Source organism: Bradyrhizobium erythrophlei, from assembly GCF_042430365.1.
In the GTDB taxonomy this organism is placed as follows: Bacteria; Pseudomonadota; Alphaproteobacteria; order Rhizobiales; family Xanthobacteraceae; genus Bradyrhizobium; species Bradyrhizobium erythrophlei.
The window spans coordinates 18,761-44,875 of sequence record NZ_JBHMET010000126.1; the positions used below are offsets into that span (position 1 = coordinate 18,761).

A 26,115-nucleotide genomic window follows, 5' to 3' on the forward strand; every position below is an offset into this window, starting at 1 on the left:
GGCGGCAGATGTCAGCAGCGCTGCGCAAGGCGTCACTGGCGAGGCTCAGTCGTAGAAGTCCGGCGACATCTTCAGGCCGTCGCGCTGGGCCTTGTCATGGTTGATCCAGAGCTGCGCCTTGTCCTTGGTCAGCGTATCCGCGATCTTTTGCATGGAAGCCAGCGTCTGCTCCTTGCTGACATTCATCGCCGGCACGCCGCGATTGTCCCAATTGCCCTTGAAGTGGACGGCGTCGCCGGTCAGCACGACGGCGCCGGTCTTCTTGAGCGTCACCAACAGCGACTGGTGACCGGGCGTATGGCCCGGCGTCGACAGGATGACGACGCTGCCGTCGCCGAACACGTCGCGATCGCCCTCCAGCCTGGTGACGGGATGCTCGGGCTCGAAGCGCGGCACGTTGTTGGTGCCGGGCCACTCATACTCCGCCTTCTGCACATAGAGCATCGCCCTCGGGAACATCTCGACATTGCCGATGTGATCGGGATGGGTGTGCGAGACCGCCATTGCCTTGATGTCGGACGGCTTCACCCCGAGCTCGCTGAGCTGCGCGGCGAGCGTCTTCGGCCGCCGCCACGTCACCGCCTTCGGATCGGCCGGCGCAAGGCCGTTTGGCATGTCGGCAACCGCATCGGGGATGCCGGTGTCCCACAGAAACCAGCCCTGGCGTGCTTGATCAGATAGCAGCTGTCGACGAAGTCCATCGACTTGCCCTCATTCACGCCCGGCGACCAGCGTGAAATGTCACCCGCAACGCCCTCGCCGCAATTGAGGATGTAGAGCCGTTCGACGCCCGATGGCTGGGCGTCCGCGCGCGGTGCGCAGATGACACACAGCAACATCGCAAGACCGATTGCCTTCTTCACGTTGCCCCCCATTGGTCAATTGAAAGTGAGTGCGTATCAGGCTGTTGGGAATATCCCGGTTTGGCGCCGAATATAGGTCAACTGCGGGCGAATTCTAAGGCGCCGGAGCGCCCGCCGTCCACGGCGCTCGTTGACAGGTCACGACGATTTGGCTGTAGTTCGGGCATTGGGGGCGTTGCGATCCCCTCACGAGGTGACATGCCGAAGTATCGCGTCCCGTTTTGTACGAGGGCGCGCGCATGTCCGGATCAATCTCACATCGAGTCACAAATCGCCCCGGCCGCCGCGCTGCACCATGCAGCGCGAGAGCCTTGCCGTGGCCCGGGCGATGAGCGGAAGGAGAACGCCATGAAACATGTGCTCACGTCACTCGTGCTGGCGGGCGCGTTGCTGTCCACGTCGGCCCGCGCGGCCGAGATCGATTGGAAGAAGGTCGATGCCGCGCTCGGCAAGACTGCGGCCGTCAGCGGCGAGGTCCATCGCTACGGCCTGCCGCGCTCCGACCTCCACGTCACCCTGGACGGGGTGACGATCAAGCCGGCGCTGACCCTCGGGGGCTGGGTCGCCTTCGCACCGATGCATGACGCAGCCATGGTGATGGGTGACCTCGTCCTGCTCGAGACCGAAGTCACGCCTGTCATGACGAAGCTGCTGGACGGCGGGCTCGATGTCACGGCCATCCACAACCACGTCCTTCGCGCCTCGCCGGCAACCTTCCACATGCATATCGGCGGCCACGGCGATCCCGAGAAGATGGCCGCTTCGATCCGCGCAGCGCTGTCGGCGAGCAAGACGCCGTTCGATCCACCGGCGACGACCGCCGGCCCCGCACCTGCCATCGACCTCGACACCGCCAAGATCGATGCCGCGATGGCCGCCAAGGGCACCGTCAATGGCGGCGTCTATCAATTCGGGATTCCCCGCCGCGATCCGGTCAAGGAAGGCGGGATGCAGGTCACCACTGCGATGGGCGGCGCCAACGCCATCAATTTCCAACCGACCGGCAATGGCAAGGCCGCGATCACCGGTGACTTCCTCGTCACCGGCGACGAGGTCAATCCGCTGATCCGCCAACTGCGCACCGGCGACATCGAGGTGACGGCGATCCACAGCCACATGCTCAATGAAGAGCCCCGGCTGTTCTTCATCCACTTCTGGGCCAATGACGATGCGGTGAAGCTCGCCCGCGGAATCCGTGCGGCGCTCGACAAGACCGCGGTCGCGCAACGCTGACGCCCCGCTCCGGCCGGATCAGCCAACCTCTTCCGGCGGCTTGATGTGGCGGAACGAGAACAGGAGCGCGAGGTCGTAGGCGATCTTGAGGGTACCGCAAATGACGAGCGGCAGTCCGGGGAATGCCGTGGTCAGCAGCACACCTGCGATCGCCGGGCTGATCGCTGAAGCGAGGCTGCGCGGAACGGCCGTGACGCTGGCGGCCGCCGGCCGCTCCGGCGGCGTGACCACCGCCATCACGTAGGAGGTGCGGGTCGGCACATCCATCTGTGACAGCGCGGCGCGCAGCAGCAACAGCCCGAGCGCGACATACAGGTTCGGCGCAAGCGCGGCGAGGATCAGGAACACGCTGGAGGGGATGTGGGTGAACACCATGGTGTTGACGAGGCCGACGCGCCTGGCGATCCAGGCCGCGACCGGATAAGAGAACGCGCTCAGCGTGCTCGACCAGAAGAAGAACAGGCCGGCCGCCGACAGCGAAAGATCGAAGCGCTGGAACAGCCAGAGCACCAGTAGCGACTGTGCAACGAAGCCGCCGGCGAAGGCGTCGACGCTGAACAACGCCGCCAGCCTGTACACCGTGCGCCGGGACGGCCCGAGCGCCGCGGTCGCCCCCTTCTCCTCGGCGCGGGCGTGCGGCACCCGCCGGTAGAGCAGCGCGCAAATCAGCCCCAGCGCCGCATAGCCATAGAACATCGCCCGGAACGCCCCGAGCCGTGTCGCGCCCGCGGACATCAGGACGTCCGGTAGGGATGCCGCAAGCGAACCTGCCGCGGCGCAAAGCGCACCGATCAGGCTGTAACGTGCGAACACCTGCGTACGCCGTTCGCTGGATGCGGTGCGCGCCAGCACGGCGTGTTCCAGCGGCACGGCGACGCCGAGATCGCCGCTGGACGGATTAACCGTGCCGATGAAGCCGACCAGCGCGATCAGGGTGAGGTGCTCGACATTGGGAAATGCCAGTCCAGTCGCGATCATCAGGCCGGCGCCGAACAGCAGCAGCAGGCGCAGGTCGAAGCGCGGCGCGATCCAGCCGGTGGCAAGCGTCAACGCTGCCGTCCCCAGCAGCGATGCCGTCGCGACGAGCCCGACGGCGACGGCGTCGAAACCGAGCGCGGTCATGTAAGCGGGCAGGATGATGATGGCAAAGCCGTCGCCAAAGCCGCGCAGCGCCCGCGCTGCGTAGAGCAGCGCGATCAGCGATGCCTTGCTCGATGTCTCAGATTCCGTCGCGATGCTCGCCATATGTCCCGTCCGGCTGCTATTTGATCACGGCAGTTGCGTGATCGTCATCTGATCAAAACGCGTGACGCTGTCGGCCTTCGTCCACAGCGCAACGCCCCCGGCATTCGCAAAGGTCGGGTCGTTCGCACTGAACAACGCCTTGCCGTCATAGGAAACGGTAAAGCGCGGCCCCTCGGCGCGCAGGGAGAGCCGGTGCCATTCGTTCGGCGTGACCTTCAGGTTTGCGCCGGCCAGCTGTTCGCGCCGGCCGGCGACCACGCGATAGAAGCGGACGTTGTCCTCAAGCGCATTGGCGCGCGCCACGTAATAGTTGTCGGCATCGGCAAGCCGCACCGCGACGCCGCCGGCCTGATCCACCTTGCCAGCGACGGCCTTGAAGCGGATCACGACCTCGAGATTGACGGCCGACAGGCTTTCATGGATCGCTAGAGGAAACCGATGGTCGGTGCGATCGGTCGAGGACTGCTCGATCGCGCGGCCGCCGAGCGCGGTCGGATCGGCGGTTACGGTCCATTCGCCGCCAGCCCCTTGCCCCGTGCGTCCAAAGCTAAATCCCGCGGGCGGCGCGCCCAGTGTCATGCGTTCAATCTCGATCATGGCAGCTCCTGTCTGCGCGGATGCGAAATCCGCGGCACAACACGCAGCGAGAACTGCCAACAGAATCGATTTGCTGTGAGAGAAAAATTTCCGCCTGTACCGTTCCATGCGCAATCCTCGACACGTCGAGTGGTGCGCAGAGCTTGGACGGTCGGCCGTCTGAGGAGCCTGCTTTATCCCCGATGCAGATAAGCTAGGGCGGAACGGATGCCTTGGCAAGGCTCGCACGAATATCCGGGTCGGTCGGAACAAGTTGACAGTCCCCGTCGCTCGCGGTTAATTCCGGCCATGGGGATTAAGCGATCTCCCCACGAGGCGACATGCCCAAGTATCGCGTCCCGTCGTACTTTTGCGAGGACGCACCATGTCATCCTATACCCAAATATCGAACGACAAGCTGTTCCGACTGATCGGAACGGCGAAGACGCCTGCCCTGATCGACGTCCGGACCGAAGAGGATTTCGCCGCCGATCCACGGCTGATCCCGGGAGCGGTCAGGCGAGATCATCGACAGGCCGCCGACTGGGGCAGCGAGTATGCCGGCCGCTCCGCGGTTGTCGTATGTCTGCGCGGCGAGAAGCTCGCGCAGGGTACGGCGGCCTGGCTGCGGCACGCCCACGTATCGGCCGAAGCCCTCGAAGGCGGATTCGAAGCGTGGAAGGCTGCCAAGCTTCCACTGGTGAACACGTCGAAACTGCCACCGCGCGACGCTAAGGGGCGCACCGTCTGGGTGACGCGGGCGCGGCCGAAGATCGACCGCATCGCCTGTCCCTGGCTGATCCGCCGCTTCGTCGATCCCAATGCCGTGTTCCTGTTCGTGGCACCATCGGAGGTGATCGCCGTCGGCGAGCGCTTCAATGCCGCGCCATTCGACATCGAGAACGTGTTCTGGAGCCACCGCGGCGAGCTCTGCACCTTCGATGTCATGATCGAGGAGTTCGGCCTCGCCACACCGCCGCTGCTGCGGCTTGCCACCATGGTGCGCGGCGCCGATACGGCGCGGCTCGACCTGTCGCCCGAGGCGCCGGGACTGCTTGCGGCCTCGCTCGGACTGTCGCGGATCTATGACGACGACCTCGAGCAGCTCGAGGCCGGCATGCTGCTTTACGACGCCTTCTATCGCTGGTGCCGCGACGCGTCGGGTGAAACCCACAATTGGCCGACCAACAAGGCAAAACCGTAATGGATGCGACGACGAATGAGGCGGCCGGCGGCGACGCCGGCCACGGCATCAGCTTCGGCGAAGCTGTCCGCGTCTGGCTGCGTGTCGCCTGCCTGAGCTTCGGCGGGCCTGCGGGCCAGATCGCGGTGATGCACCGCATCCTGGTCGAGGAGAAGAACTGGATCTCGGAGAGCCGGTTCCTGCATGCCTTGAACTACTGCATGCTGCTGCCGGGGCCCGAGGCGCAGCAGCTTGCGACCTATATCGGCTGGCTCCTGCACCGGACCGCCGGCGGCATCGTAGCCGGCGGCCTGTTCATCCTGCCCGGCATCATCGCCATCATGGCCTTGAGCTACATCTACGCGGCCTACGGCAATGTCGGCTTCGTCGAGGCGCTGTTTTTCGGGCTCAAGGCCGCGGTGCTCGCGATCGTGGTCCAGGCCGTGGTACGCGTCGGCAAGCGCGCGCTGCGCAACAACGTCATGATTGGCCTCGCGGCGGTCGCCTTCGTCGCGATCTTCTTCTTCGCCGTCCCCTTCCCGGTCATCATCATCGGCGCCGGCATCATCGGCTATCTCGGGGCCCGCAGCGGCCGGGCGGAATTCGCGGCCACCGAGCACGGCGGCGGCAACGGCAAGAAAGCGGCGGTCGACAGCCTGTTCGGCGAAGAGCTCCCGGAGCATGTCCGCCCCAGCGTGTCGCGCGCGTTTCGCGTCGGCACGACGTGGCTATTGCTCTGGCTGGTGCCGGTCGCAGCCCTCCTGATCGGGCTTGGACAGGCCAATGTGTTCAGCCAGATCGCGCTGTTCTTCTCAAAGATGGCGATGGTGACGTTCGGCGGCGCCTATGCGGTGCTCGCCTATGTCGCCCAGCAGGCGGTCGAGCATTATCACTGGGTCGGGCCGCGCGAGATGCTTGACGGCCTCGGCATGGCCGAGACCACGCCGGGCCCGCTGATCATGGTGCTGCAATTCGTGGGCTTCATGGCCGCGTTCCGCGATCCCAACGGCCTGTCGCCGATGCTGGCCGGCACGCTCGGCGGGCTGCTCGCGACCTGGGTCACCTTCACGCCCTGCTTCCTCTGGATCTTCCTCGGCGCGCCCTACATCGAGACCCTGCGCGGCAATAAGGGGCTCGCCGGGGCGCTGACCGCGATCACCGCCGCGGTGGTCGGTGTGATCCTCAACCTCTCGATCTGGTTCGCGCTGCACACGCTGTTCCGCGACACCGTGCCGGTCCGCTCGCTCGGCCTGTCGTTCGACATGCCGGTGCCGTCGAGCATCGATATCCCGGCACTGATCCTGTCGATCGCCGCGGCGACCGCGATCTTCCGCTTCAACCTCGGAATGCTGTGGGTGCTGGCGGGCTCGTGCGTCGCCGGGATCGTGTTCCGGCTGGTGGGGATTATCTAAGCGATATCCGTAGGGTGAATTAGCCGAAGGCGTAATCCACCAATCCTGCATCGAAACGGCGGGTTACGGTTTCGCTTAATAACCCGCCCTACGGCCGACTACACCATCTCTGCCGGCGCGAGCCGGCAGGTCTCGCTGCTGATCTCGACCTGCAGCGTGGCGTGGTGGATGCTGAAGCGGTGCGAGAGCTCGGCGCAGACGTGATGCAGGAAGGCATCGTCGTGGCCGCCCGGCCGGACCAGGTGCGCGGTCAGCGCGGTCTCGCTCGTGCTCATCGCCCAGATGTGCAGGTCGTGCACCTCGGTAACGCCCTCAAGCGCGGCGAGATACTCCCTCACCTCCCTGAGCTCGATGCCCCTCGGCACCGCGTCGAGCGCGAGATTGACGCTGTCGCGCATCAGCCCCCAGCCGCTCGCCAGCACGACCGCGGCGATGACGAGGCTGATCGCTGGATCGAGCCATTGCCAGCCGGTCGCCATGATCAGGAGCGCGGCGACGACAACGCCGAACGAGACGCCGGCGTCGGCCACCATGTGCAGATAGGCGCCGCGGACATTGAGGTCGTTGTCGCGGCCGCGCATGAACAACAGCGCTGTGCCGCCATTGATGAGGATGCCGAGCGCCGCCACCCAGACCACGGTCCTGCTCGCGACCTCGGCCGGCTCGCGCAAGCGGTTGAGCGCCTCGACCACGATGCCGCCAACGGCAACCAGCAGCAGCGCGGCGTTGACCAGCGCGGCGAGGATCGAGGCACGGCGATAGCCGTAGGTGTGGGTGTCGGTCGGCCGCTTTCCCGCAAGCCAGACGCCGCCCCACGCCAACAGGAGCGCGATCACATCGGAGAAATTATGGACGGCGTCCGAGACCAGCGCCAGCGAGTTGGCGGCATAGCCGAAGATCATTTCGGCGACGACGAACGCCGTGTTGAGCGATGCGCCGATCGCGAAGGCGGCGCCGAAACTATCGGGCGCATGGCCGTGCCCGGCGTGAGAATGATTGTGGGAATGACCGTCGTGGTCGTGATGATGCGCCATTCGCGTCGCAGCCGTCGTCTGAAGTCGTCGGCGACGGTTATAGCGCGATGAAATATGGATACTATCACAGTGCGGCGGACGACCAACCGCAGCCCGGATTTCGCGGAGCCTGTCATCGGGCGCGCATTCGCGCGACCCGTTGGCTCCGTCCGGGCTACGGTTCCACTACTCCACCCCGCGGTTGAACTTGTTCGACTTCGGCAGGCCATGGGCGAGACGGCCGGCATCGGCACGGTTGCCGCGCCAGTCGGCCAATTCCTTCATGGTCATGCTGTGCTCGCGGCCGGCGGAGTCCTTCCATGTCAGGCCGGTCTTGGCATCGAACACCGCGACGTCGGACAGCGCCGCGCTGGTGTATTTCTGCAACCGCACGCCGCGGCCGCGCGCCATCTCCGGCACCTGGTCGAGACCGAACAGCACCATCTTGTGGTTGGTGCCGATCACGGCGACGGTATCGCCGGTCACGGTCGCGATCGCGCGCGCTTCGTTGGGCATGTCGACGTTGAGCACCTGCTTGCCCTTGCGGGTGTTGCCGACGCAGTCCTCTTCCTTGACCACGAAGCCCTGCCCCTCGCTGCTCGCGATCAGGAACTTGCGCTCGCCCTTGTTGACGAACAGCGAGACGACAGCGGCGTCCTGCTCGAGGTCGATGAACATGCGGATCGGCTCGCCATGGCCGCGGCCGCCCGGTAGTTTGGCGACATCGAGCGTGTAGAACTTTCCATTGGTCGCGAACAGCAGCAGCTTCGACGTGGTCTCGGCAAAGAAGGCGTGATCGAGCTTGTCATCGGTCTTGAAGGCAAGGCCGGAGAGATCGGCGACGTGGCCCTTCAGGGTACGCACCCAGCCCTTCTCCGAGATCACGACGGTGCACGGCTCGCGCTCGACGAAGGCTTCCTCGATCGCCGCAAGATCGTGTTCGGGCGCATCCGCGAACGTGGTGCGGCGCTTGCCGAGCGGCGTCTTCGGCCCGAAGATGTCGCGAACCTTGGTGACCTGCTCGCCGACCTTGGCCCATTGCTGCGCTTCCGAGCCGAGCAACGCCTCGATGCCCTTCAGCTCCTTGCGCAGGTCCTTGTCCTCGGTGCGGATCTCCATTTCCTCGAGCTTGCGCAAGCTACGCAGGCGCATGTTGAGGATGGCGTCCGCCTGAACCTCGGTGAGCTTGAACGCCTTGATCAGCGCCGGCTTCGGCTCGTCCTCGGTGCGGATGATCTTGATCACCTTGTCGATGTTCAGATAGGCGATCAGATAGCCGCCGAGGACTTCCAGCCGGTTCTCGATCTGGCCCTTGCGGAAGTTCGAGCGGCGGATCAGCACGTCGCGCAGATGGTCGAGCCATTCGCGCAGGCACTCGGCAAGGCCGACCACCTTCGGGATGCGGCCCTTGATCAGGACGTTCAGATTCAGCGGGATCTTGCTTTCCAGCTCGGTCAGCCGGAACAGCGACTCCATCATCAATTCGGGGTCGACGGTGCGCGACTTCGGCTCGATGACGAGGCGGACATCTTCGGCAGATTCATCGCGGACTTCGCCGACCAGCGGCAGCTTCTTCTGGTCCAGGAGCTCGGCAATCTTCTCAACCAGCCGCGACTTCTGCACCAGCCACGGGATTTCGGTGACCACGATCACCCAAGTGCCGCGAGCGCCCTCTTCCCGCTCCCAGCGCGCGCGGGTGCGGAACGAGCCGCGGCCGGTGGTGTAGGCCTCGGCGATCGCTTGCTTGGAATCGATGATGATGCCGCCGGTCGGGAAGTCCGGACCCTTCACCCATTTCAAGAGCGCCTTCGACTTGGCGTCGGGCTTCTCGATCAGGTGCAGCGCGGCATCGCAGAGCTCGGCGACGTTGTGCGGCGGGATCGAGGTCGCCATGCCGACCGCAATCCCCTGCGCGCCGTTGGCGAGCAGGTTCGGGAAGCCGCCCGGCAGCACCACCGGCTCCTTGGTCTGGCCGTCATAGTTGAGGCGAAACTCGACACCGTCCTCGTCGATGCCATCCAGCAGCAGCCGCGCGACCTCGGTCATGCGCGCCTCGGTGTAACGATAGGCGGCGGGATTATCGCCGTCGATATTGCCGAAATTGCCCTGGCCGTCGACCAGCGGGTAGCGCGAGGAAAAATCCTGCGCCAGGCGCACCATGGCGTCATAGATCGCCTGGTCGCCATGCGGATGGAACGAACCCATCACGTCGCCGACGATCTTTGCGGACTTCTTGAACGCGGTGCCGGGATCCAGCCGCAGCAGCCGCATCCCGTAGAGGATGCGCCGGTGCACCGGCTTCAGCCCGTCGCGGGCATCCGGCAATGCGCGATGCATGATGGTCGAGAGCGCGTAAGCGAGATAGCGCTCCTCGAGCGCATCGCGCAGTCCGACCTCGTGGATTTCAGCCGGCTTTTCCGGCGGTAGCTGTCGTTTTCCCATGAGGAGGCGTTAAACCGCGCCGCTGAATCGGGCAAGACGCGAATCAGGGTTGGCCGTGCCCCTTTTCACCTGATTCGTGCGATTATTGTGCGGATTGGTCCACGGCCTGCAGGGTCTTGACCGGCACGTCCTTGAGGCAGAGGCGGGCGAGATCGATCTCGGCGTCCGTCGCACCATGGGCTCTCGCCCAGCTTTCTGCGGCCGCGACCGAGTATTTGGCGACATAATAGCGAACAACCGTACAGGACACCCGGCGGATGACACCGCCCTGCCCACCCGCCCTCGCATCCGGCGCCGCCGCCAGCAACGCCGCCGAGACCACAATCCCCCGAAGGACCATCAGTCGCCCCATCCATGGAACCAGGCCGGGCAACGCGCAAGGGACCGATTTGGTTCCCGGCCTCAGCGCACATGAATGGGGCGCAATGACATCAGGGCTGGGTGGAGGGCAGCTTGCCGCGCCGCTTGGTCACCGCGTTGATAAACCCGTCGCGGGCGTCGGAATGGCCCTGCCCGCGCGGCTCCAGCACGTGGCGGAGCAGGAACAGGCCCGTAATCTGGAAGCCGTCGAGCAGGTCCTGGTCCGACCAGGCATTCGCGCCGCCCTCGCCTTCGCGCAGGAAGGCCGGCAACGGCAACAGGCGATCGCGCCAGGGCTCGCCGGCGGCGCGCGACACCGCCCCGCCGGATTTCGGCGAGACGTAGACCAGATCGGTGGTTGCGCCTGTGGCCGCGCAGTTGTCCAGATCGAGCCCGAAGCCGAGCTCGGCGAGCATCGCGAGCTCGAACCGTATCAGATGCACCGCGGCGACGCCGGCATCCTCGAAATCGTCGAGGGTCCATTCCAGCATCGCATAGATGTCCTCATGCGGATCGCGCTCCGGCAACAGCCGCGCGAGCGCTGCAAGATGCGTCACACCGTAGACGGCGTGGGACGACGCGAGCAGGTTCGCCGCGCGCAGCCGCGTGCCCTCCAGCGTGTACATGCCGAGATGCTCGTCGAGCCGCGCCCGCCAGACCGCGGTGACGCTGTTGCCGGGCTGCAGCAGCGGCCGCATCCGCGAGCTGGCGCCGCCGCGCACGAGACCGAGATGGCGGCCGTGCTCGCGCGTCAGGAGCTCGACGATGGCGGAAGATTCGCCATGCCGCCGGACTCCCAGCACGATGCCTTCGTCGGTCCATTCCATGGTCGCGAACGTATCATGTAGGGCGGATTAGCGCAGCGTAATCCGCCGATATCGCCGGGACGTTACGGCGGCGAGTTACGCCGGAGCCTGTCATCGGGCCGCGCTCGCGCGGACCCGTTGGGCTGACTCGCCCTAAGCACGACTTAGGCGTTGAACCAGCCCTGCGCGTCGCCGGTGAAGGAGAAATAGAGCCCCGCCGTGGTCAGGATGCAAGAAACGATCTCGATGCCGCTGTCGAATTCCAGGCCCCGCTCGCCGATCACCTGGATCAGCGAGAGCACCGACAACACGAGCGCCGCGGCGAGCGCCCAGCGCGGCCAGTTCTTGCGGCGCTGCGCGGCAAGATAGACGAAGTACATCAGGAGCAGGATCATGCCGGCGGCCATCATGGTCGCCACCGTGATCATCTGCTCCGTCATCGCAGCACTCGGCGTGCGATCCTGGAACGCCACCGACAGCGCATCCAGTGTCAGCGACAGATAGAGCAACACCTCAAACCAAAACACGTTTCGGGGGACGGTCATCGCACACGGTTCTTATTCTTTGGGGAAGTCGAGCCCCATTTCCCTGTAGCGGTCGGGGTCGTCGCCCCAGTTCTCGCGCACCTTGACGAACAGGAACAGGTGCACGGGCACGCCCATGATCTCGGCAATCTCCTTGCGCGACTCCGCGCCGATCGACTTGATGGTGGCGCCGCCCTTGCCGAGCACGATCTTGCGCTGGCTCTCGCGCTCGACAAAGATCGTCTGCTCGATCCGGATCGAGCCATCCTTGCGGTCTTTCCAGCTGTCGGTCTCGACCGTCGATTGATACGGCAGCTCCTGATGCAGATGCCCGTAGATCTTCTCCCGGGTGATCTCCGCCGCCAGATGCCGCATCGGCGCATCCGACATCTGGTCCTCGGGATAGAGGAACGGCCCTTCCGGCACCATCTGCGCCAGCGTCCGGCGCAGATCGTCGACGCCGTCGCCCGACAGCGCGGAGATCATGAAAGTGTGCTCGAAGCGCATCCGCTCGTTGGCGGCCTGCGCCAGCGCCAGGAGCTTCTCGCGCGCAACGAGGTCGACCTTGTTCAACACCAGGATCTTCGGATGGGCGACGCTCTCGAGCCTCGTGAGGATCGCCTGCGCCTCGTCGTCGAGGCCGGCCTTGGCGTCGAGCAGCACGCAGACGAGATCGGCGTCATGGGCGCCGCTCCAGGCGGTCGACACCATGGCGCGGTCGAGCCGGCGCTTCGGTGAGAAGATGCCGGGCGTGTCGACCAGGATGATCTGGGACTGGCCCTCGATCACGATGCCGCGGATCAGCGCGCGCGTGGTCTGCACCTTGCGCGAGACGATCGTCACCTTGGAGCCGACCAGCGCATTGACCAGCGTCGACTTGCCGACGTTCGGCGCGCCGATCAGCGCGACAAAGCCGCAGCGCGTGGCAGCCGCCTGCCCTTCGGCCCCGTCAATCATTGGTGCCGACACCTTCTCGCTCGATCATGACGGATGCCGCCGCCTTTTCGGCCGCGCGCTTGTTGCCGCCGAGGCCCTCGGCGGACGCCAGTCCGGGCAAATCGACGGCGACGCGGAATTGCGGATCGTGATGCGGGCCGGTGCGTTCGACCTCGCGATAAACGGGCGTCGGCAATCCCTTGCCCTGCGCCCATTCCTGCAGCACGGTCTTGGGGTCGCGCAGCGGCCGGCGCAGCTTGCGCATCCGTTCGGTCCAGTTGCGCTCGACGAACTGGCGGGCCGCCTCGTGGCCGCCGTCGAGATAGATCGCGCCGATCACCGCCTCGCAGATATCACCGAGCACCGATTTGCGCAGCCGCGCCCCCTCGACCGCCTTCACCATGCCAAGCTTGATGTCCTCGAGCAGCCCGAGCGATTTGGCGACGTCGGCGCAGCTCTCCTTACGCACGAGATCGGCGAGCCGCTTCGACAATTCGCCCTCATCCGCCTTCGGAAAGGCCCGGAACAGCATGTCGGAAACGATCAGCCCGAGCACGTGGTCGCCGAGGAATTCAAGCCGCTGGTAGCTGTCGGCCCGGTTGCGGGTCGCCGGTTTCAGCGCCGAAACGTGGGTGAACGCGGTGGTCAGGAGCGTGGAATCGGAGAATGTGTACCCGATCCGCGCTTCGGTCCCGGCGATCGCAGCCTTCTCCTCAGCCGCCCTGGCAGCCTTGCTGCGCCGCTTCTTCGGCGCAGCCTTGCCGCCGGCGTCAGGCGTCTGGCTCGGCTCGCCGCTCGTCGGTTGGTTCTTGATGACTGATGTCTCGTCGTTCATCGCACGATGGAGAATATGCGATTCCACCGCACAGCGGTGGGCCAGCGCCAGAACATCCAGGCGTGCTCGCCCTCGGCGATCGAGAAGAAGATCATCTGGGCCCGTCCCACGATGTTCTCGAGCGGCACATAGCCGACCGCCGACTGCACCCGGCTGTCGGTCGAATTGTCGCGGTTGTCGCCCATCATGAAGAAATGGCCCTCGGGCACGGTGTAGATGTTGGTGTTGTCGTAGAAGCCGTTGTCGACGCAATCGAGCGTCTCATAGGTGACGCCGTTGGGCAGCGTCTCCTTCCAGCGCTTGACCCGCGCGGTGGCATCCGAGCCGCAGGGGTCCTCGCCGATGAAGTCGCTCAACCGCTCGCGCTTGACCGGGGCGTCATTGATATAAAGCAGCCCCTCCTTCATCTGGATGCGATCGCCCGGCAGGCCGATCACCCGCTTGATGTAGTCGGTGGAGTCGTCCTTGGGCAGCCGGAACACCACGATATCGCCCCTGTTCGGGTTCGAGCCGAAAATGCGCCCCGAGAACAGGTTGGGCGAGAACGGGATCGAGTAGTGGCTATATCCATAGGTATATTTCGACACGAAGAGGTAGTCGCCGACCAGCAGCGTCGCCTTCATCGACCCCGACGGAATGTTGAAGGGCTGGAACAGGAAGGTCCGGATCACGAGCGCGATCAGGAGAGCGTGGATGACGACGCGGATCGTTTCGCCGAAGCCGCTCTCAGATTTGGTTCCGGTGGTCACGCTCATTGCTTTCCCAATTCCCGCAGGCCCTGATCCCCGCGCGGTGGCAGAACGTTCTCTTCACGCGCAGGAGCCGCCCTTCGCGTGAGGAAAATGGCCTTGATTCTGATATTGAGGGCAAATTCCGGCGCAAACCCGAATTCGCGTCTCGCTCGATGTTAACCCTGCGGCGTTTTAGACGGTTGTTCGCAGCGGCGCAATCAAGCGCCGTGTAAAAACTTCATAATTCATTGAAAAATCAACGATTTTTAGTTTTGGCGCGATGCCGCGACGAACGCCCTGCCTTTAGTCGTCATTTGCCGGGCGCGACCGCCGAAATTATGACGAAGGCCTGCGCCAGCGGCCAGTCGTCGGTGATCGACAGGTCGATCCGCGCGTCCATGCCCTCGGGCGTCAGCTTCTTCAGCCGCTCCAGCGCCCCGCCGGTGAGTTGCATGGTCGGACGCCCGCCAGGCAGGTTCACCACCCCCATGTCCTTCCACCACACGCCCTGGCGGATGCCGGTGCCGAGCGCCTTGGAGCAGGCCTCCTTGGCGGCAAAACGCTTGGCATAGGTTGCGACCACCATCCTCTCGCTGTTGGCGCGACGCAGCGCCTTAGCCCGCTCGGCATCGGTGAAGATGCGATCGAGGAACCGGTCGCCGTGGCGCTCGATCACCTTGGCGATCCGGGTGATGTCGATCAGGTCCGAGCCGATGCCGATGATCATGCTCGACCTACGCCTTCCGCCTTGGCACGGCCCCGATCCATCGCCGCGCGCATCGCGCGTACGGTCTCGGCGATCCCGACGAACAGCGCCTCGCCGATCATGAAGTAGCCGATGTTGAGCTCGCGCATCTCCGGTAGCGCCGAGATCGTTTCAGCGGTCTCATAGTCGAGGCCGTGGCCGGCATGGACCTCGAGCCCTGCTGCCTGGGCGAGTTTCGCGCCCGCGACGATTCGCTTCCATTCGGCGTCGGCCTTGTCCTTGTGGCCATCGACCACGGCGTCGCACCAGCCGCCGGTGTGGATCTCGATGACGGGTGCCTTGAGTTTCGCCGCCATCTCGATCTGCCTGGGATCGGCGGCGATGAACAACGAGACGCGGATCCCGGCATCGCTCAGCTTCGCGATGAAAGGCGCCAGCGCATTGTGCTGGCCGACCACGTCGAGGCCGCCTTCGGTGGTCAATTCCTGGCGGCGCTCCGGCACCAGACACACCGCGTGCGGCTTGGTGGCGAGCGAGATCCGCAGCATGTCGTCGGTCGCCGCCATCTCGAAATTCAGCGGCTTCGAGATCTCCGCCTTCAACCGCGCCATGTCCTCGTCGCGGATATGGCGGCGATCCTCGCGCAGATGCGCGGTGATGCCGTCGGCACCGGCCGCGATGGCAGCGAGCGCCAGGCGCACCGGATCCGGCCGTGCACCACCGCGCGCGTTGCGCAGGGTGGCGACGTGGTCGACATTGACGCCGAGGCGCAGTGGAGGAAGGGGCATCAAACTACTCTCTGACAAATGGATTGAACCATCCCCTCATCCTTCGAGAAGCGGCGAAGGCGCCGCTCCTCGGATGAGGGTCGACGACGGGTGCAAGTCTAACCATTGACGCGCTCGACCCGCGCGACGACGGCCTTGGCGCGCAACTGGGCGATGATAGCGCTGAGATGCTTGAGGTCATAGACCTCGAGATCGATCGTCAGCTCGGTGAAATCGGGCGAACGGCGCGACATATGGATGTTGTCGATATTGCCGTCGTGCTCGGCGATCACGGTGGCGATCTGGGCAAGGCTGCCCGGCTCGTTGACGTTATGGATCAGGATCCGCGCCGGGAAACGCTGTGGCATCGTCTCGTCGATGTCCCAGCGCACGTCGAGCCAGCGCTCCGGCTCCTCCTCAAAATCCTTCAGCGCGGGCGACTGGATCGGATAGATCGTGATCCCCTCGCCCGGCGTGACGATGCCGACAATGCGGTCGCCCGGCACCGCGCCGCCGTTCGGCGCGAACTTCACCGGCAGGTCGGAGTTGATGCCGCGCACCGGGATCACCGAGGCCGCGCGCGCCGGATGCGGCGCCGGCTGCGTCTTCAATTTGGTGGTCAGGCCCTTCTTGGCGCCGTAGCGCACCAGCCGCTCTTCCTTGTAGTCGGGATACATCGCGCGCGCGACGTCGGAGGCCTTGATCTCGCCACGGCCGACCGAGGCCATCACATCCTCGATCGAGGTGCGCGCGAGCCGCGGCAGCGCGCCGTTCAGCTTGTCGTCGGCATATTCGATCTTGGCGCGGGCAAACAGGCGATCGACGATGCGGCGGCCGAGGCCGGCGTACTGATCGCGCACCGCGTCGCGGGTGGCGCGGCGGATCGCGGCGCGCGCCTTGCCGGTGACGGCGAGCGCTTCCCACGCCGATGGCGGCGCCGACTGGGCCTTCGAGGTCAGGACCTCGACCTCGTCGCCATTCTGCAGCTCGGACGACAGCGGCGCGAACTTGCCGTTGATCTTGCAGCCGACCGCGCTGTTGCCGACGGCGGTGTGCACCGCATAGGCGAAGTCGATCACATTGGCCTTGCGCGGCAGCGCGATCAGCTTGCCCTTCGGCGTGAAGCAGAACACCTGGTCGTGGAACAGCTCGAGCTTGGTGTGCTCCAGAAACTCTTCCGGATTGTCGCTGTCGGACAGGATGCCGATGGTATGGCGCAGCCAGGCGAACGCGTTGGACTCATGCTTCAGCCGCTCGTTCGGCGAACCCGCCCCTTCCTTGTAGAAGGCGTGCGCGGCGATGCCGAGCTCGGCAATCTGGTTCATGTCCTCGGTGCGGATCTGCAGCTCGACGCGCTGCTTGCCGGGGCCGATCACGGTGGTGTGGATCGAGCGGTAGTCGTTCTGCTTCGGCGTCGAGATGTAGTCCTTGAAGCGGCCCGGCACGACCGGCCAGGTCGTGTGCACGATGCCGAGCGCCCGGTAGCACGCCCCGACATCGTCGAGGATGACGCGGAAGCCGTAGATATCGGACAATTGCTCGAAACCGACCGACTTACGCTCCATCTTGGTCCAGATCGAAAACGGCTGCTTGCGGCGACCGAACACGCGCGCGGTGATGCCGTTCTTCTGCAGGTTCTTGGAGAGCTGGGTTTCGATCTCGCCGATCAGGTTCCGGTTGCGGTCGGCCAGAGCGTCGAGCCGCTGCTTGACCACGGCATAGGCCTCGGGATCGAGCACGAAGAAGGACAGGTCCTCGAGCTCTTCGCGCATCTCGTGCATGCCCATGCGGCCGGCGAGCGGCGCATAGATGTCGAGCGTCTCCTCGGCGATGCGGCGGCGCGAGGCCGGCGGCACGAATTCCAGCGTGCGCATGTTGTGGAGGCGGTCGGCGAGCTTGATCAGCAGCACGCGGACATCGTCGGCGATCGCAAGCAGCAGCTTGCGCAGATTCTCGGCCTGCTTGGCCTCGCGCGAGACCAGTTCCAGCCGTTTCAGTTTGGTCAGGCCCTCGACCAGCGCGCCGATCTCGTGACCGAAAACGCTGTCGATCTCCGCCCGCGTCGCCTCGGTGTCCTCGATGGTGTCGTGCAGCAAGGCGGCAACGATCGTGGCGTCGTCGAGCTTGAGGTTGGTGAGGATCGCGGCGACCTCGAGCGGGTGCGAGAAATAGGGGTCGCCGGAGGCGCGGGTCTGGGTGCCATGCGCCTTCATGGCGTAGACATAGGCGCGGTTGAGCAGATCCTCGTTGGTGTCGGGGTTGTAGGAGCGGACGCGTTCGACGAGGTCGTATTGCCGCATCATCCGCGCCCTGGACTTTGGTGGCTTCTCGGCCGCACGCGATGCCGGCGCCACCGCCACCGTGTCGGTGGCAGCCTGCATCTGGCTGGAACTGCGGCGCCGATACGCCATCGCCTCAATGCCTTTCCTGCGGGCCCAAAACGGGCCCATCCAATCTCAATCTAGTGCGCCTTGGATCGAAGCTGCACCCCGCACGGGGCGCTGAGCCGTTCAATTTCCTGCGCCCCCATAGGACGCATCCTAACTGCAAAATTGTCAACAAAAGCAAAGGCCCGGAGCGATGTCCGGGCCTCTGGCAAATTTGTCCGCTGAGCTGACCGGAAATCCCGGATTACTCGTCTTCCTCGGGCTGCTCTTCCGGCGGCGCGAGACCTTCGAGCCCCTTCAGCAGCTCTTCCTCGGTCATCCGCTCGACGGCGACCTCGGTATCATCAGCATCGACGCTCGCGCCGGCGGAACCGATTAGCGGCACCGTGTCGGGTTCGGGCTCGTCCACCTCGACGAACTTCTGCAGGGAGTGCACGAGTTCCTCGCGCAGGTCTTCCGGCGAGATCGTCTGGTCGGCAATCTCCCGCAACGACACGACCGGATTCTTGTCGTTGTCGCGATCAACCGTGAGTTGCGAACCCGAGGAGATCATCCGCGCGCGGTGAGCCGCCAACAGGACGAGATCGAAGCGGTTGTCGACCTTATCAATGCAGTCTTCGACGGTGACGCGAGCCATCTCGAGGCGCTCCGTGGTAAAAGGGACCGAATATGTTGGTTATGAGGGTTAGTTATAGGGGTGGCAGCCGTTTCGCAAGGCAAAATTTGTGATTTGCCTTCCGAACAGGCTCTGATAACCCGGTGCGCCGGGGCCAGAATGGCCGGAGCGTCTGAGGGCATGGCCAGGTTGCCGTCCCAGACAAGTAAATCTCTTCATTGCAATGTCAAAAGTCTAGGCTTTTTGCCCTCGCCTCACCATAATTGCGGTGGTGACTGTCGTGGGGAAGATTCACCGAACTTTAGGCAGCAACGCAGGAAATTGCGCGCGGTCGGTCGCCGCTGCGCTAATACGCTAACAACCACGCGAGAACCATTTGATGTCGTCGTCACCAGTTTCCAACAAGATCGCGCTCTTCATTGACGGAGCCAATCTTTACGCAACCGCAAAGACGCTCGGTTTCGACATCGATTACAAGCGCCTTCTCAAGGAATTCCAGGGCCGCGGCACCCTGCTCCGCGCCTTCTATTACACGGCGATTATCGAGGATCAGGAATATTCGTCGATCCGTCCGCTGATCGACTGGCTCGACTACAACGGCTACACCGTCGTCACCAAGGCGACCAAGGAATTCATCGACGCCAGCGGCCGCCGCAAGGTGAAGGGCAACATGGATATCGAGCTCGCGGTCGATGCCATGGAGCTTGCCGAGCACATCGACCAGATGATTCTGTTCTCCGGTGACGGCGACTTCCGCTCCCTGGTCGAGGCCGTGCAGCGCCGCGGCGTCCGCGTCACCGTGATCTCCACCATTGCCAGCCAGCCGCCGATGATCGCCGACGAATTGCGCCGTCAGGCCGACGTCTTCACCGACCTGGTGGAACTGCAATCCAAGCTCGGCCGCGACCCGTCCGAGCGCCCTGCCCCGCGCGAGCCGCGCCATCATTCCCCGCAATTCCTGCAGCGCGCGACCACTATGGCGCCCCGGGGTGCCGATGACGATTTCGACGAGTAGCCTCGTCACCCCTGCCGCCACACCGGATCGCAACTGCCCGCTTTGCCCGAGGCTGGCCGACTTTCGTGCGCAGGCCCGCGCGCGCGAGCCGGGCTGGTTCAATTCGCCGGTCGACTCCTTCGGCGACGCCAATGCGCGGCTCCTGATCGTAGGCCTGGCGCCGGGACTGCAGGGGGCTAACCGCACTGGCCGCCCCTTCACCGGCGACTATGCCGGTGACCTGCTCTACGCGACCCTGCTGGAATTCGGCTTTGCCTCGGGCGTCTACCAGGCGCGGCCGGACGACGGGTTGAAGCTGATCGATTGCCGGATCAGCAATGCGGTGCGGTGCGTGCCGCCGCAGAACAAGCCATTGCCGGCCGAGATCAACACCTGCCGGCAGTTCCTCAGCGCGACCATTGCCGCGATGCCGAAGCTCCGCGCGATCGTGCTGCTCGGCCGCATCGCACACGAATCAACCTTGAAGGCACTCGGTATTCGCCTCGCCGCGGCGCCATTTGCGCACGGTGCCGTGCATATGGCCGGCAACATCAGGCTCTACGACAGCTATCATTGCTCGCGCTACAACACGAACACTGGCGTGCTCACGACCGACATGTTCCGCAACGTGTTCGCGACCGTACGCAAGGATATCGGCTGAGAGTCAGCCCACTCCGGTTCCTTGATCGATCAGCGACAGCCGCGCCACGATCGTTGCAGGTGCCAGGATTGCGCCCGGGGCGATGACGGCGTTAGCGCCGATCCTTGTCCGGTCGCCAACCAGGGCGCCAAACTTTTCCGCTCCGGTCTCAAGACGTCTGCCTTTGTGGAAGAACGAAATTGTTGGATTGGTCCGTTCGTTTCGGTAATTCGCGATAATCGACCCTGCCTCGAGATTGACCCCGCAACCGAGAAGGCTGTCTCCGACAAAGTTGAAATGAGCAAGCCTGGAGCCTCTGAATAAGAATGAGGACTTCAGCTCGGCTCCAGGCCCAAGAATGCAATCGGCTTCCAGCCAGCAGCCGCCACGGACGTAGGCGCCTGCCGCGATGACGCAATCCGGCCCGATGATGGCCGGCCCCTTGACCACCGCCCCATTCTCAATCGTCGACGTGAGATGGACGGCAATGCCGCCTGCGGTTACGTAGCCGTCGCGCAACCCGCCCAGCAGCCGTTCGACGATTCCAACCGAGCCGCGCGTCAGTTCCCATGGCATCCGGCCGGCGAACTCCGCGAGCGCAGATGAGCCAAATCCGCTGATGTACTCGTCAATCACCGGCGCCCCCCGACGTCTACTTGCCGCTGTTTTCCTTCAGCCATTCCAGCACGTCGCCGGCGTTTCTATCCGGCGGAAACACCGGATAGAGCACGTGGCGGATGCGTGCGTCGTCGATGATCAGCGCGAGCCGCTTGATCAGCGTCTGGCCCGCAACCGACATCGTCGGCAAGTTCAACGCGCGCGTCATTTTCAGCGCCTCGTCCGACAGCACCGGAAACGGCAGGTGCAGCCGATTAGCCATTTCGGTCTGGTATTCATTGCTCTGCGTCGACAGGCCGAATACATGCGCGGCGCCAGCCACCTTCAGCTCGGCGAACAGGTCGCGGAAGGAGCAGGTTTGCGGCGTGCAGCCGCGCGCGCCCGGGATCATGTCCCAATCGTCGACCAGCCCGATCTTGCCGGGCTCGCCCGTCCGCGGATAGGCGAACACGACGGTGCGCCCCTTGAGTTCGGACAGTGTCACCGACGTATCGTTGGTGGCACGCAGCGTGACTGATGGGATCGTCATGCTGGCCAGATGCGCCGCGCCGCCATCGTCCGATGGCGCTGGAATCTTGCTCCAATCGACGTCGGTCAGGCTGTTCTGGCTCATCGCTCCACTCTCCATCCGCCGTCATTGCGACGTCAGCCAGAACGCGAGAGCGCTACCCCCGCGCTCGCATCAGGCGGCCCTTCTCGCGGCCCCAGTCGCGCTTCTTCACCGTCTCGCGCTTGTCGTGCAGCTTCTTGCCCTTGGCGACCGCGAGCAGGAGTTTGGCACGGCCGCGCTCGTTGAAGTAGAGCTTGAGCGGAATGAGCGTCATGCCTTCGCGGTCGACGGCACCCAGCAATTTGTTGATCTGCTTGCGATGCAGCAACAGCTTCCGCGGCCGCTTCGGCTCGTGATTGAAGCGGTTGGCCTGGAGATATTCCGGGATGTTGGCGTTGATCAGCCACAGCTCGCCGTTCTTGGAATCCGCATAGGACTCCGCGATCGTGCTCTTGCCGCTGCGGATCGACTTCACCTCGGTGCCGGTCAAGGAAATGCCGGCCTCGATCGTATCCTCAATGGCGTAGTTGAAGCGGGCCTTGCGGTTCTCGGCGACGACCTTGATGGGGCGTTCGTTCTTGTCGGCCACGTTAGCTCTTCTTGAGGATATCGCGGATTTCCGTCAGCAGCTCGACCTCGGCGGTCGGCTTCGGCGGCGCCGCGGGCGCTGCCTCTTCCTTGCGCTTGAACTGGTTCATGGCGCGAATGACGATGAACAGCACGAAGGCGATGATCAGGAAGTTGAGCGTCAGCGTGATGAAGTTGCCCCAGGCCAGCACCGCGCCCTGCTTCTTGGCGTCGGCCAGGTTGGTGGCGGTGACGGCCTTGGAAAGGCCGGTGAAATAGTTCGAGAAGTCGAGGCCGCCGGTGATCGCGCCGATAACAGGCATGATGATGTCGCCGACCAGCGAGTTCACGATCGCGCCGAACGCCACGCCGATGATGACGCCGACGGCGAGGTCGACGACATTGCCTTTCATCGCGAATTCGCGGAATTCGTTCAGCATGCCCATTCCCTTTTCTCGGCCTTCCCGGCGGTCCGCGGCCGTCTCAGTTGATCAGGCCGGCATGCACCATGGCGCTGCGGACCGCGGCGCGGGTGGATTCGGTGACCGGCACCATCGGCAGGCGCAGCTTCTCGTCCATCTTGCCGAGCAGCGACATCGCGTATTTGACCGGCGCCGGGTTGCTCTCGATGAACAGGTTGGTGTGCAGCGGCATCAGCTTGTCGTGGATCTTGAGTGCCGTGGCCGCGTCGCCCTTCTGCCAGGCGGTCTGGAATTCCGCGCACAGCCGCGGGGCGACGTTCGAGGTCACCGAGATGCAGCCATGGCCGCCATGCGCCATGTAGCCGAGGATGGTCGCGTCCTCGCCCGAGAGCTGGTTGAAGTCCTCGCCCATCGCCGCGCGCTGCTGCGACACCCGCACCATGCTGGCGGTGGCGTCCTTGACGCCGGCGATGTTCTTCAATTCGAACAGCCGCGTCATGGTGTCGACCGACATGTCGATCACCGAGCGCGGCGGGATGTTGTAGATGATGATCGGAATGCCGATCGCGTCGTTGATCGCCTTGAAGTGCTGGTACATGCCTTCCTGGGTCGGCTTGTTGTAGTACGGCGTCACGATCAGCACCGCGTTCGCGCCCGCCTTCTCGGCATGCTCGGACAATTCGATCGCTTCCTTGGTCGAGTTGGAGCCGGCACCGGCGATCACCGGGACCCGGCCCTTGGCCTCCTCGATGCACCATTCGACCACGCGCTTGTGCTCGTCATGGCTGAGCGTCGGGCTCTCGCCCGTGGTGCCGACCGGCACGAGACCATGGGTGCCCTCGGCGATCTGCCAGTTCACCAGGCTGCGGAACGCGGCCTCGTCGACCGAGCCGTTTTTGAAGGGCGTGACCAAGGCGGTGAAAGAACCCCGGAATTTTGTCTTGGCTGCCATGGATGTCCTCCAAACGCTAAAGAGCTTGCGGCTTGGCCTGCGGATCTTGGTTTTGACGCGCTTTCGGCGAGCGAACCGGTGTCCGGTTCACGCGAAAACGCAGTGATCGGGCATTCATATCGGGTCTGGCGGACAGGCGAAAGGGCCGCGCCGTACCTATCCCAGCCGCGATTTTGCCGTGGTGCTGGCGCAAACAGCCGCACCGCGCCGGTTTTTAGTGTTTTGTCCACATATTCCATCAAATAAGAGCCAAACGCCTGAGCGATCTGATGATTCGCCCGCCGCAGAGGACACCGTGACCCGTTTGGCCCGCGCAGCCACATTGCGATCGACGGCGCTGGCGACCAGCCTGGCGCTTGTGGTCGGCTTCGGCACCATAGCGGCCGGTGGTTGGGCCGCAGCGGAGGTTCCAACAGCAAAGCCTGCCGACAGTACGGCTTCCAAGGAGCCCGCCGCCAAGACGACCACAGCGAAGACTAGCGCTGCGAAGACGACTGCTGCCAAGACGAATACCACCAAGAGCGGCCTTTCTAAGCCCAGCACTCCCAAGCCCGACGCGGCAAAGACAACAACAAGTCCTGCCAAGACCAGCGCTGCCAAAGCCGACGCTATCAAAACTAGCCCGGCCAAAACTCACGCGGCCAAGACGAGCGCGGCCAAGCCCGCCGTTCCCAAAGTCACTGGAACCCTGCCGAACAAGCCAGCCCCCGCGAATGCCGTCGCACCTGCGCTGGTTCCGGCGACCCGCCAGCATGCCGCGCCCGCGACGCGCAAGCCGGTCACCCCTGCGGCCGTGGCCGCGACCTCGTCGACCTCGCAGGACGACAAGCACACGCTCGAGACCATCATCGAGCTCCTGCGCAAGCGCAAGGCCAGCGATGCGACGCAGGCCGAAGCCTCGATATCAGATCCGGTGGCGCGCAAGCTCGCGGAATGGCTGATCCTGCGCAGCGAGGACAACGGCGCCTCCGTCGAACGCTATCGCGCCTTCCTCAATGCCAATCCGAGCTGGCCGTCGCAGACCTTCCTGCGCCGCCGGCTCGAGGCCGCGCTATGGGACGACCACCGCGAGGATTCCGCGGTCTGGTCGTGGTTCGAGAATGAATCGCCGGTGTCGGCGAAGGGACGCTTCGCGCTGGCGAAAGCGATGATCGCGCGCGGCGACCGCGGCAATGCCGAGCGGCTGGTGCGCGAGGCCTGGCGCAACGACCCGATGAGCGAGGACACCGAGACCACCGCGCTCGATCTGTTCGGATCGTTCCTCACCGCCGGCGACCACAAGGCGCGCATGGACACGATGCTCTACGGCACCGACAACGAGGCCGCCGGCATGCGTGCGGCCAAGCGCCTCGGCTCGGGCTATATGGCGCTGGCGAAAGCGCGCAGCGCCGCCACCCGCAAGGGATCGAACCTGCGCGCGCTGCTCGAAGCGGTGCCGCGCGAGCTCTCCGGCGACACCGGCTACATCTTCGCCAGGATCCAGCTGCTCCGCCGCGAGGAGAAATTCACCGAGGCCGCGCAGCTGATGATGAGCGCGCCGAAGGAGGCCTCCCGTCTCTTCAACGTCGACGAATGGTGGATCGAGCGCCGGCTGCTCGCGCGCAAGATGATCGACGTCAATGAATTCCGCAGCGCCTATCTGATCGCGCGCGACGCCGCCCTTCCCGCCCGCGACATCTACAAGACCGAACAGGAATTCACCGCGGGCTGGATCGCGCTGCGCTTCCTCAACGATCCCTCGCTCGCCGCACAGCACTTCGCGCGGATCGGCGTCGGCAGCGCCAACCCGACGGCGCTGGCGCGCGCCGGCTACTGGCAGGGCCGCGCCGCGGAGGCCGCCGGCCGCAGCCAGGAGGCGCGCGCCGCCTATGGCCGCGCGGCCGAGCAGTCGACGAGCTATTACGGCCAGCTTGCGCGCGCCAAGCTCGGCCTGCCGCAGATCGAGTTGAACGGCGTGCCGCGCGGCCGCGGCGCCGAGCGGCTCGAGATCGTCCGCGCGGTCGGGCTGCTCTACGAGCTCGACGAGCGCGAGCTTGCGATCCCGATCTTCGGCGACATGGGCGACAATGGCGATCCCGAAGCGCTCGCCGGCCTCGGCGAACTGACGGCGCGCCATGGCGATGCGCGCGGCATGCTGCTGATGGGCAAGTCCGCGCTCAATCGCGGCCTGCCGTTCGACCACTACGCCTACCCCGTCAACGGCATTCCGTCATTCCGCCAGGTCGGACCGGAGGTCGAGCAGAGCATCGTCTATGCGATCGCGCGCCAGGAAAGCGCGTTCAATCCGGCGGTGGTGTCGCCGGCGCAGGCCTATGGCCTGATGCAGGTGACGCCGGAGGCCGGCCGCTACGTCTGCAAGCGCGCCGGCATCGGCTTCGATCTCAACCGGATGAAGACCGATCCGGTCTACAACGCAATGCTCGGCGCGGCCGAGCTCGGCGGCCTTCTCGAGGACTATCGCGGCTCCTACATCCTCACCTTCGCCGCCTACAATGCCGGCCGCGGCAGCGTGAAGAAGTGGATCGACCGCTACGGCGATCCGCGCGACCCGAAGATCGACGCGGTCGACTGGGTCGAGCTGATTCCATTCTCGGAGACGCGGAACTACGTGCAGCGGATCATGGAGAACCTGCAGGTCTATCGCGCCCGGTTCGGCGGCGGCACAAAACTGCAGATCGAGGCCGACCTGCGCCGCGGCGCGAGCGTGGAATGAACCGCGGCGTTCAGTTTTCAACAG

Annotated in this window: 25 protein-coding genes and 1 pseudogene; 6 read left to right on the top strand and 20 right to left on the bottom strand. The window is 64.8% G+C overall.

Going from position 1 to position 26,115, the window contains the following annotated elements:
• Positions 1 to 45 precede the first annotated feature (45 nt).
• Positions 46 to 839: pseudogene (locus tag ACFFWD_RS19250) on the bottom strand (N-acyl homoserine lactonase family protein).
• 372 nt (positions 840 to 1,211) lie between these two features.
• Here ACFFWD_RS19250 and ACFFWD_RS19255 point away from each other — a divergent pair.
• The gene (locus ACFFWD_RS19255) at positions 1,212 to 2,096 is read left to right on the top strand and encodes a DUF1259 domain-containing protein (RefSeq protein ID WP_376967951.1); all 885 of its coding nucleotides are present in this window, start codon (positions 1,212 to 1,214) and stop codon (positions 2,094 to 2,096) included.
• 18 nt (positions 2,097 to 2,114) lie between these two features.
• Here ACFFWD_RS19255 and ACFFWD_RS19260 read toward each other — a convergent pair whose 3' ends face one another.
• Both ACFFWD_RS19260 and ACFFWD_RS19265 read right to left on the bottom strand, forming a co-directional pair.
• Positions 2,115 to 3,341 (bottom strand): MFS transporter, encoded by a 1,227-nt coding sequence (locus ACFFWD_RS19260; protein WP_376967954.1) that lies wholly within the window; start codon positions 3,339 to 3,341, stop codon positions 2,115 to 2,117.
• Between the two features lie 24 nt (positions 3,342 to 3,365).
• Positions 3,366 to 3,938 carry a hypothetical protein gene (locus ACFFWD_RS19265; RefSeq protein ID WP_376967957.1) on the bottom strand — a complete coding sequence of 191 codons (573 nt, stop codon included), beginning with the start codon at positions 3,936 to 3,938 and terminating at the stop codon, positions 3,366 to 3,368.
• Positions 3,939 to 4,302: 364 nt separating this feature from the next.
• Here ACFFWD_RS19265 and ACFFWD_RS19270 point away from each other — a divergent pair, with 364 nt between their 5' ends.
• Both ACFFWD_RS19270 and chrA read left to right on the top strand, forming a co-directional pair.
• A complete protein-coding gene (locus tag ACFFWD_RS19270; RefSeq protein ID WP_376967960.1) occupies positions 4,303 to 5,121 on the top strand; it encodes a chromate resistance protein ChrB domain-containing protein in 819 nt (272 codons plus the stop codon).
• Complete coding sequence (chrA, locus tag ACFFWD_RS19275) at positions 5,121 to 6,512, top strand: chromate efflux transporter (protein WP_376967963.1); 1,392 nt, start codon at positions 5,121 to 5,123, stop codon at positions 6,510 to 6,512. The genes ACFFWD_RS19270 and chrA overlap by 1 nt, the downstream gene beginning before the upstream one ends.
• Positions 6,513 to 6,610: 98 nt before the next feature.
• Here the strand turns inward: chrA and ACFFWD_RS19280 are convergent, their stop codons facing one another.
• From ACFFWD_RS19280 to rpoZ, 12 genes are all read right to left on the bottom strand, one after another.
• Positions 6,611 to 7,546, bottom strand: a complete 936-nt coding sequence (locus ACFFWD_RS19280) for a cation diffusion facilitator family transporter (protein WP_376967965.1) — start codon at positions 7,544 to 7,546, stop codon at positions 6,611 to 6,613.
• Between the two features lie 165 nt (positions 7,547 to 7,711).
• Positions 7,712 to 9,967, bottom strand: a complete 2,256-nt coding sequence (gene parC / locus ACFFWD_RS19285) for a DNA topoisomerase IV subunit A (protein ID WP_376967968.1) — start codon at positions 9,965 to 9,967, stop codon at positions 7,712 to 7,714.
• Between the two features lie 82 nt (positions 9,968 to 10,049).
• Entirely contained in the window at positions 10,050 to 10,307 is a 258-nt protein-coding gene (locus ACFFWD_RS19290) for a hypothetical protein (RefSeq protein ID WP_376967971.1), read from the bottom strand.
• Between the two features lie 91 nt (positions 10,308 to 10,398).
• Positions 10,399 to 11,154 (bottom strand): DNA repair protein RecO, encoded by a 756-nt coding sequence (recO, locus tag ACFFWD_RS19295; protein WP_376967974.1) that lies wholly within the window; start codon positions 11,152 to 11,154, stop codon positions 10,399 to 10,401.
• 143 nt (positions 11,155 to 11,297) lie between these two features.
• The gene (locus ACFFWD_RS19300) at positions 11,298 to 11,678 is read right to left on the bottom strand and encodes a hypothetical protein (protein WP_376967977.1); all 381 of its coding nucleotides are present in this window, start codon (positions 11,676 to 11,678) and stop codon (positions 11,298 to 11,300) included.
• Between the two features lie 12 nt (positions 11,679 to 11,690).
• On the bottom strand, positions 11,691 to 12,614 hold the full coding sequence (gene era / locus ACFFWD_RS19305; protein ID WP_376967980.1) for a GTPase Era: 924 nt from the start codon (positions 12,612 to 12,614) through the stop codon (positions 11,691 to 11,693).
• Positions 12,607 to 13,428 carry a ribonuclease III gene (gene rnc, locus ACFFWD_RS19310; RefSeq protein ID WP_376967983.1) on the bottom strand — a complete coding sequence of 274 codons (822 nt, stop codon included), beginning with the start codon at positions 13,426 to 13,428 and terminating at the stop codon, positions 12,607 to 12,609. The genes era and rnc overlap by 8 nt, the downstream gene beginning before the upstream one ends.
• Positions 13,425 to 14,183, bottom strand: coding sequence for a signal peptidase I (lepB, locus tag ACFFWD_RS19315; protein WP_376967986.1), 759 nt, complete (start codon positions 14,181 to 14,183; stop codon positions 13,425 to 13,427). Before lepB ends, rnc begins: the two co-directional genes overlap by 4 nt.
• Positions 14,184 to 14,469: 286 nt before the next feature.
• On the bottom strand, positions 14,470 to 14,886 hold the full coding sequence (gene acpS, locus ACFFWD_RS19320; protein ID WP_376967988.1) for a holo-ACP synthase: 417 nt from the start codon (positions 14,884 to 14,886) through the stop codon (positions 14,470 to 14,472).
• Positions 14,883 to 15,653: a pyridoxine 5'-phosphate synthase gene (locus tag ACFFWD_RS19325; RefSeq protein ID WP_376967991.1), complete on the bottom strand. Its 771-nt coding sequence runs from the start codon at positions 15,651 to 15,653 to the stop codon at positions 14,883 to 14,885. Before ACFFWD_RS19325 ends, acpS begins: the two co-directional genes overlap by 4 nt.
• Before the next feature lie 98 nt (positions 15,654 to 15,751).
• On the bottom strand, positions 15,752 to 18,043 hold the full coding sequence (locus ACFFWD_RS19330) for a RelA/SpoT family protein (protein ID WP_376967994.1): 2,292 nt from the start codon (positions 18,041 to 18,043) through the stop codon (positions 15,752 to 15,754).
• A gap of 220 nt (positions 18,044 to 18,263) precedes the next feature.
• The gene (rpoZ, locus tag ACFFWD_RS19335; protein WP_027522935.1) at positions 18,264 to 18,656 is read right to left on the bottom strand and encodes a DNA-directed RNA polymerase subunit omega; all 393 of its coding nucleotides are present in this window, start codon (positions 18,654 to 18,656) and stop codon (positions 18,264 to 18,266) included.
• Positions 18,657 to 19,014: 358 nt separating this feature from the next.
• Here rpoZ and ACFFWD_RS19340 point away from each other — a divergent pair, with 358 nt between their 5' ends.
• Together ACFFWD_RS19340 and ACFFWD_RS19345 are read left to right on the top strand one after the other, a co-directional pair.
• Complete coding sequence (locus tag ACFFWD_RS19340; RefSeq protein WP_376967998.1) at positions 19,015 to 19,650, top strand: LabA-like NYN domain-containing protein; 636 nt, start codon at positions 19,015 to 19,017, stop codon at positions 19,648 to 19,650.
• On the top strand, positions 19,631 to 20,290 hold the full coding sequence (locus ACFFWD_RS19345) for a uracil-DNA glycosylase (protein WP_376968001.1): 660 nt from the start codon (positions 19,631 to 19,633) through the stop codon (positions 20,288 to 20,290). Before ACFFWD_RS19340 ends, ACFFWD_RS19345 begins: the two co-directional genes overlap by 20 nt.
• Positions 20,291 to 20,293: 3 nt before the next feature.
• Here the strand turns inward: ACFFWD_RS19345 and ACFFWD_RS19350 are convergent, their stop codons facing one another.
• From ACFFWD_RS19350 to dapA, 5 genes are read right to left on the bottom strand one after another with little or no spacing between them, the layout of a single operon-like run.
• The gene (locus ACFFWD_RS19350; protein ID WP_376968004.1) at positions 20,294 to 20,905 is read right to left on the bottom strand and encodes an LbetaH domain-containing protein; all 612 of its coding nucleotides are present in this window, start codon (positions 20,903 to 20,905) and stop codon (positions 20,294 to 20,296) included.
• 16 nt (positions 20,906 to 20,921) lie between these two features.
• A complete protein-coding gene (locus ACFFWD_RS19355) occupies positions 20,922 to 21,500 on the bottom strand; it encodes a peroxiredoxin (protein WP_376968007.1) in 579 nt (192 codons plus the stop codon).
• Between the two features lie 52 nt (positions 21,501 to 21,552).
• Complete coding sequence (smpB, locus tag ACFFWD_RS19360) at positions 21,553 to 22,026, bottom strand: SsrA-binding protein SmpB (protein WP_376968009.1); 474 nt, start codon at positions 22,024 to 22,026, stop codon at positions 21,553 to 21,555.
• Between the two features lies 1 nt (position 22,027).
• Positions 22,028 to 22,444 carry a large conductance mechanosensitive channel protein MscL gene (mscL, locus tag ACFFWD_RS19365; RefSeq protein WP_376968012.1) on the bottom strand — a complete coding sequence of 139 codons (417 nt, stop codon included), beginning with the start codon at positions 22,442 to 22,444 and terminating at the stop codon, positions 22,028 to 22,030.
• A gap of 43 nt (positions 22,445 to 22,487) precedes the next feature.
• Positions 22,488 to 23,378 (bottom strand): 4-hydroxy-tetrahydrodipicolinate synthase, encoded by an 891-nt coding sequence (gene dapA, locus ACFFWD_RS19370; RefSeq protein WP_376968015.1) that lies wholly within the window; start codon positions 23,376 to 23,378, stop codon positions 22,488 to 22,490.
• A gap of 295 nt (positions 23,379 to 23,673) precedes the next feature.
• On the opposite strand from dapA, the gene ACFFWD_RS19375 reads away from it, so the two are divergent.
• Positions 23,674 to 26,091 carry a transglycosylase SLT domain-containing protein gene (locus ACFFWD_RS19375; RefSeq protein WP_376968017.1) on the top strand — a complete coding sequence of 806 codons (2,418 nt, stop codon included), beginning with the start codon at positions 23,674 to 23,676 and terminating at the stop codon, positions 26,089 to 26,091.
• Positions 26,092 to 26,115 lie beyond the last annotated feature (24 nt).

Excerpts from the sequence above, each read along its gene's own strand:
- recO (WP_376967974.1), bottom strand. The coding sequence starts at position 11,154 with ATGGAATGGACCGACGAAGGCATCGTGCTGGGAGTCCGGCGGCATGGC.
- acpS (WP_376967988.1), bottom strand. The coding sequence starts at position 14,886 with ATGATCATCGGCATCGGCTCGGACCTGATCGACATCACCCGGATCGCC.
- ACFFWD_RS19260 (WP_376967954.1), bottom strand. The coding sequence starts at position 3,341 with ATGGCGAGCATCGCGACGGAATCTGAGACATCGAGCAAGGCATCGCTG.
- ACFFWD_RS19345 (WP_376968001.1), top strand. The coding sequence starts at position 19,631 with ATGACGATTTCGACGAGTAGCCTCGTCACCCCTGCCGCCACACCGGAT.
- ACFFWD_RS19325 (WP_376967991.1), bottom strand. The coding sequence starts at position 15,653 with ATGCCCCTTCCTCCACTGCGCCTCGGCGTCAATGTCGACCACGTCGCC.
- lepB (WP_376967986.1), bottom strand. The coding sequence starts at position 14,183 with ATGAGCGTGACCACCGGAACCAAATCTGAGAGCGGCTTCGGCGAAACG.
- ACFFWD_RS19300 (WP_376967977.1), bottom strand. The coding sequence starts at position 11,678 with ATGACCGTCCCCCGAAACGTGTTTTGGTTTGAGGTGTTGCTCTATCTG.
- dapA (WP_376968015.1), bottom strand. The coding sequence starts at position 23,378 with ATGGCAGCCAAGACAAAATTCCGGGGTTCTTTCACCGCCTTGGTCACG.
- ACFFWD_RS19290 (WP_376967971.1), bottom strand. The coding sequence starts at position 10,307 with ATGGTCCTTCGGGGGATTGTGGTCTCGGCGGCGTTGCTGGCGGCGGCG.
- ACFFWD_RS19355 (WP_376968007.1), bottom strand. The coding sequence starts at position 21,500 with ATGAGCCAGAACAGCCTGACCGACGTCGATTGGAGCAAGATTCCAGCG.
- ACFFWD_RS19255 (WP_376967951.1), top strand. The coding sequence starts at position 1,212 with ATGAAACATGTGCTCACGTCACTCGTGCTGGCGGGCGCGTTGCTGTCC.
- rnc (WP_376967983.1), bottom strand. The coding sequence starts at position 13,428 with ATGAACGACGAGACATCAGTCATCAAGAACCAACCGACGAGCGGCGAG.
- rpoZ (WP_027522935.1), bottom strand. The coding sequence starts at position 18,656 with ATGGCTCGCGTCACCGTCGAAGACTGCATTGATAAGGTCGACAACCGC.
- ACFFWD_RS19340 (WP_376967998.1), top strand. The coding sequence starts at position 19,015 with ATGTCGTCGTCACCAGTTTCCAACAAGATCGCGCTCTTCATTGACGGA.
- chrA (WP_376967963.1), top strand. The coding sequence starts at position 5,121 with ATGGATGCGACGACGAATGAGGCGGCCGGCGGCGACGCCGGCCACGGC.
- ACFFWD_RS19270 (WP_376967960.1), top strand. The coding sequence starts at position 4,303 with ATGTCATCCTATACCCAAATATCGAACGACAAGCTGTTCCGACTGATC.
- parC (WP_376967968.1), bottom strand. The coding sequence starts at position 9,967 with ATGGGAAAACGACAGCTACCGCCGGAAAAGCCGGCTGAAATCCACGAG.
- mscL (WP_376968012.1), bottom strand. The coding sequence starts at position 22,444 with ATGCTGAACGAATTCCGCGAATTCGCGATGAAAGGCAATGTCGTCGAC.
- ACFFWD_RS19265 (WP_376967957.1), bottom strand. The coding sequence starts at position 3,938 with ATGATCGAGATTGAACGCATGACACTGGGCGCGCCGCCCGCGGGATTT.
- era (WP_376967980.1), bottom strand. The coding sequence starts at position 12,614 with ATGATTGACGGGGCCGAAGGGCAGGCGGCTGCCACGCGCTGCGGCTTT.
- ACFFWD_RS19280 (WP_376967965.1), bottom strand. The coding sequence starts at position 7,546 with ATGGCGCATCATCACGACCACGACGGTCATTCCCACAATCATTCTCAC.
- ACFFWD_RS19330 (WP_376967994.1), bottom strand. The coding sequence starts at position 18,043 with ATGGCGTATCGGCGCCGCAGTTCCAGCCAGATGCAGGCTGCCACCGAC.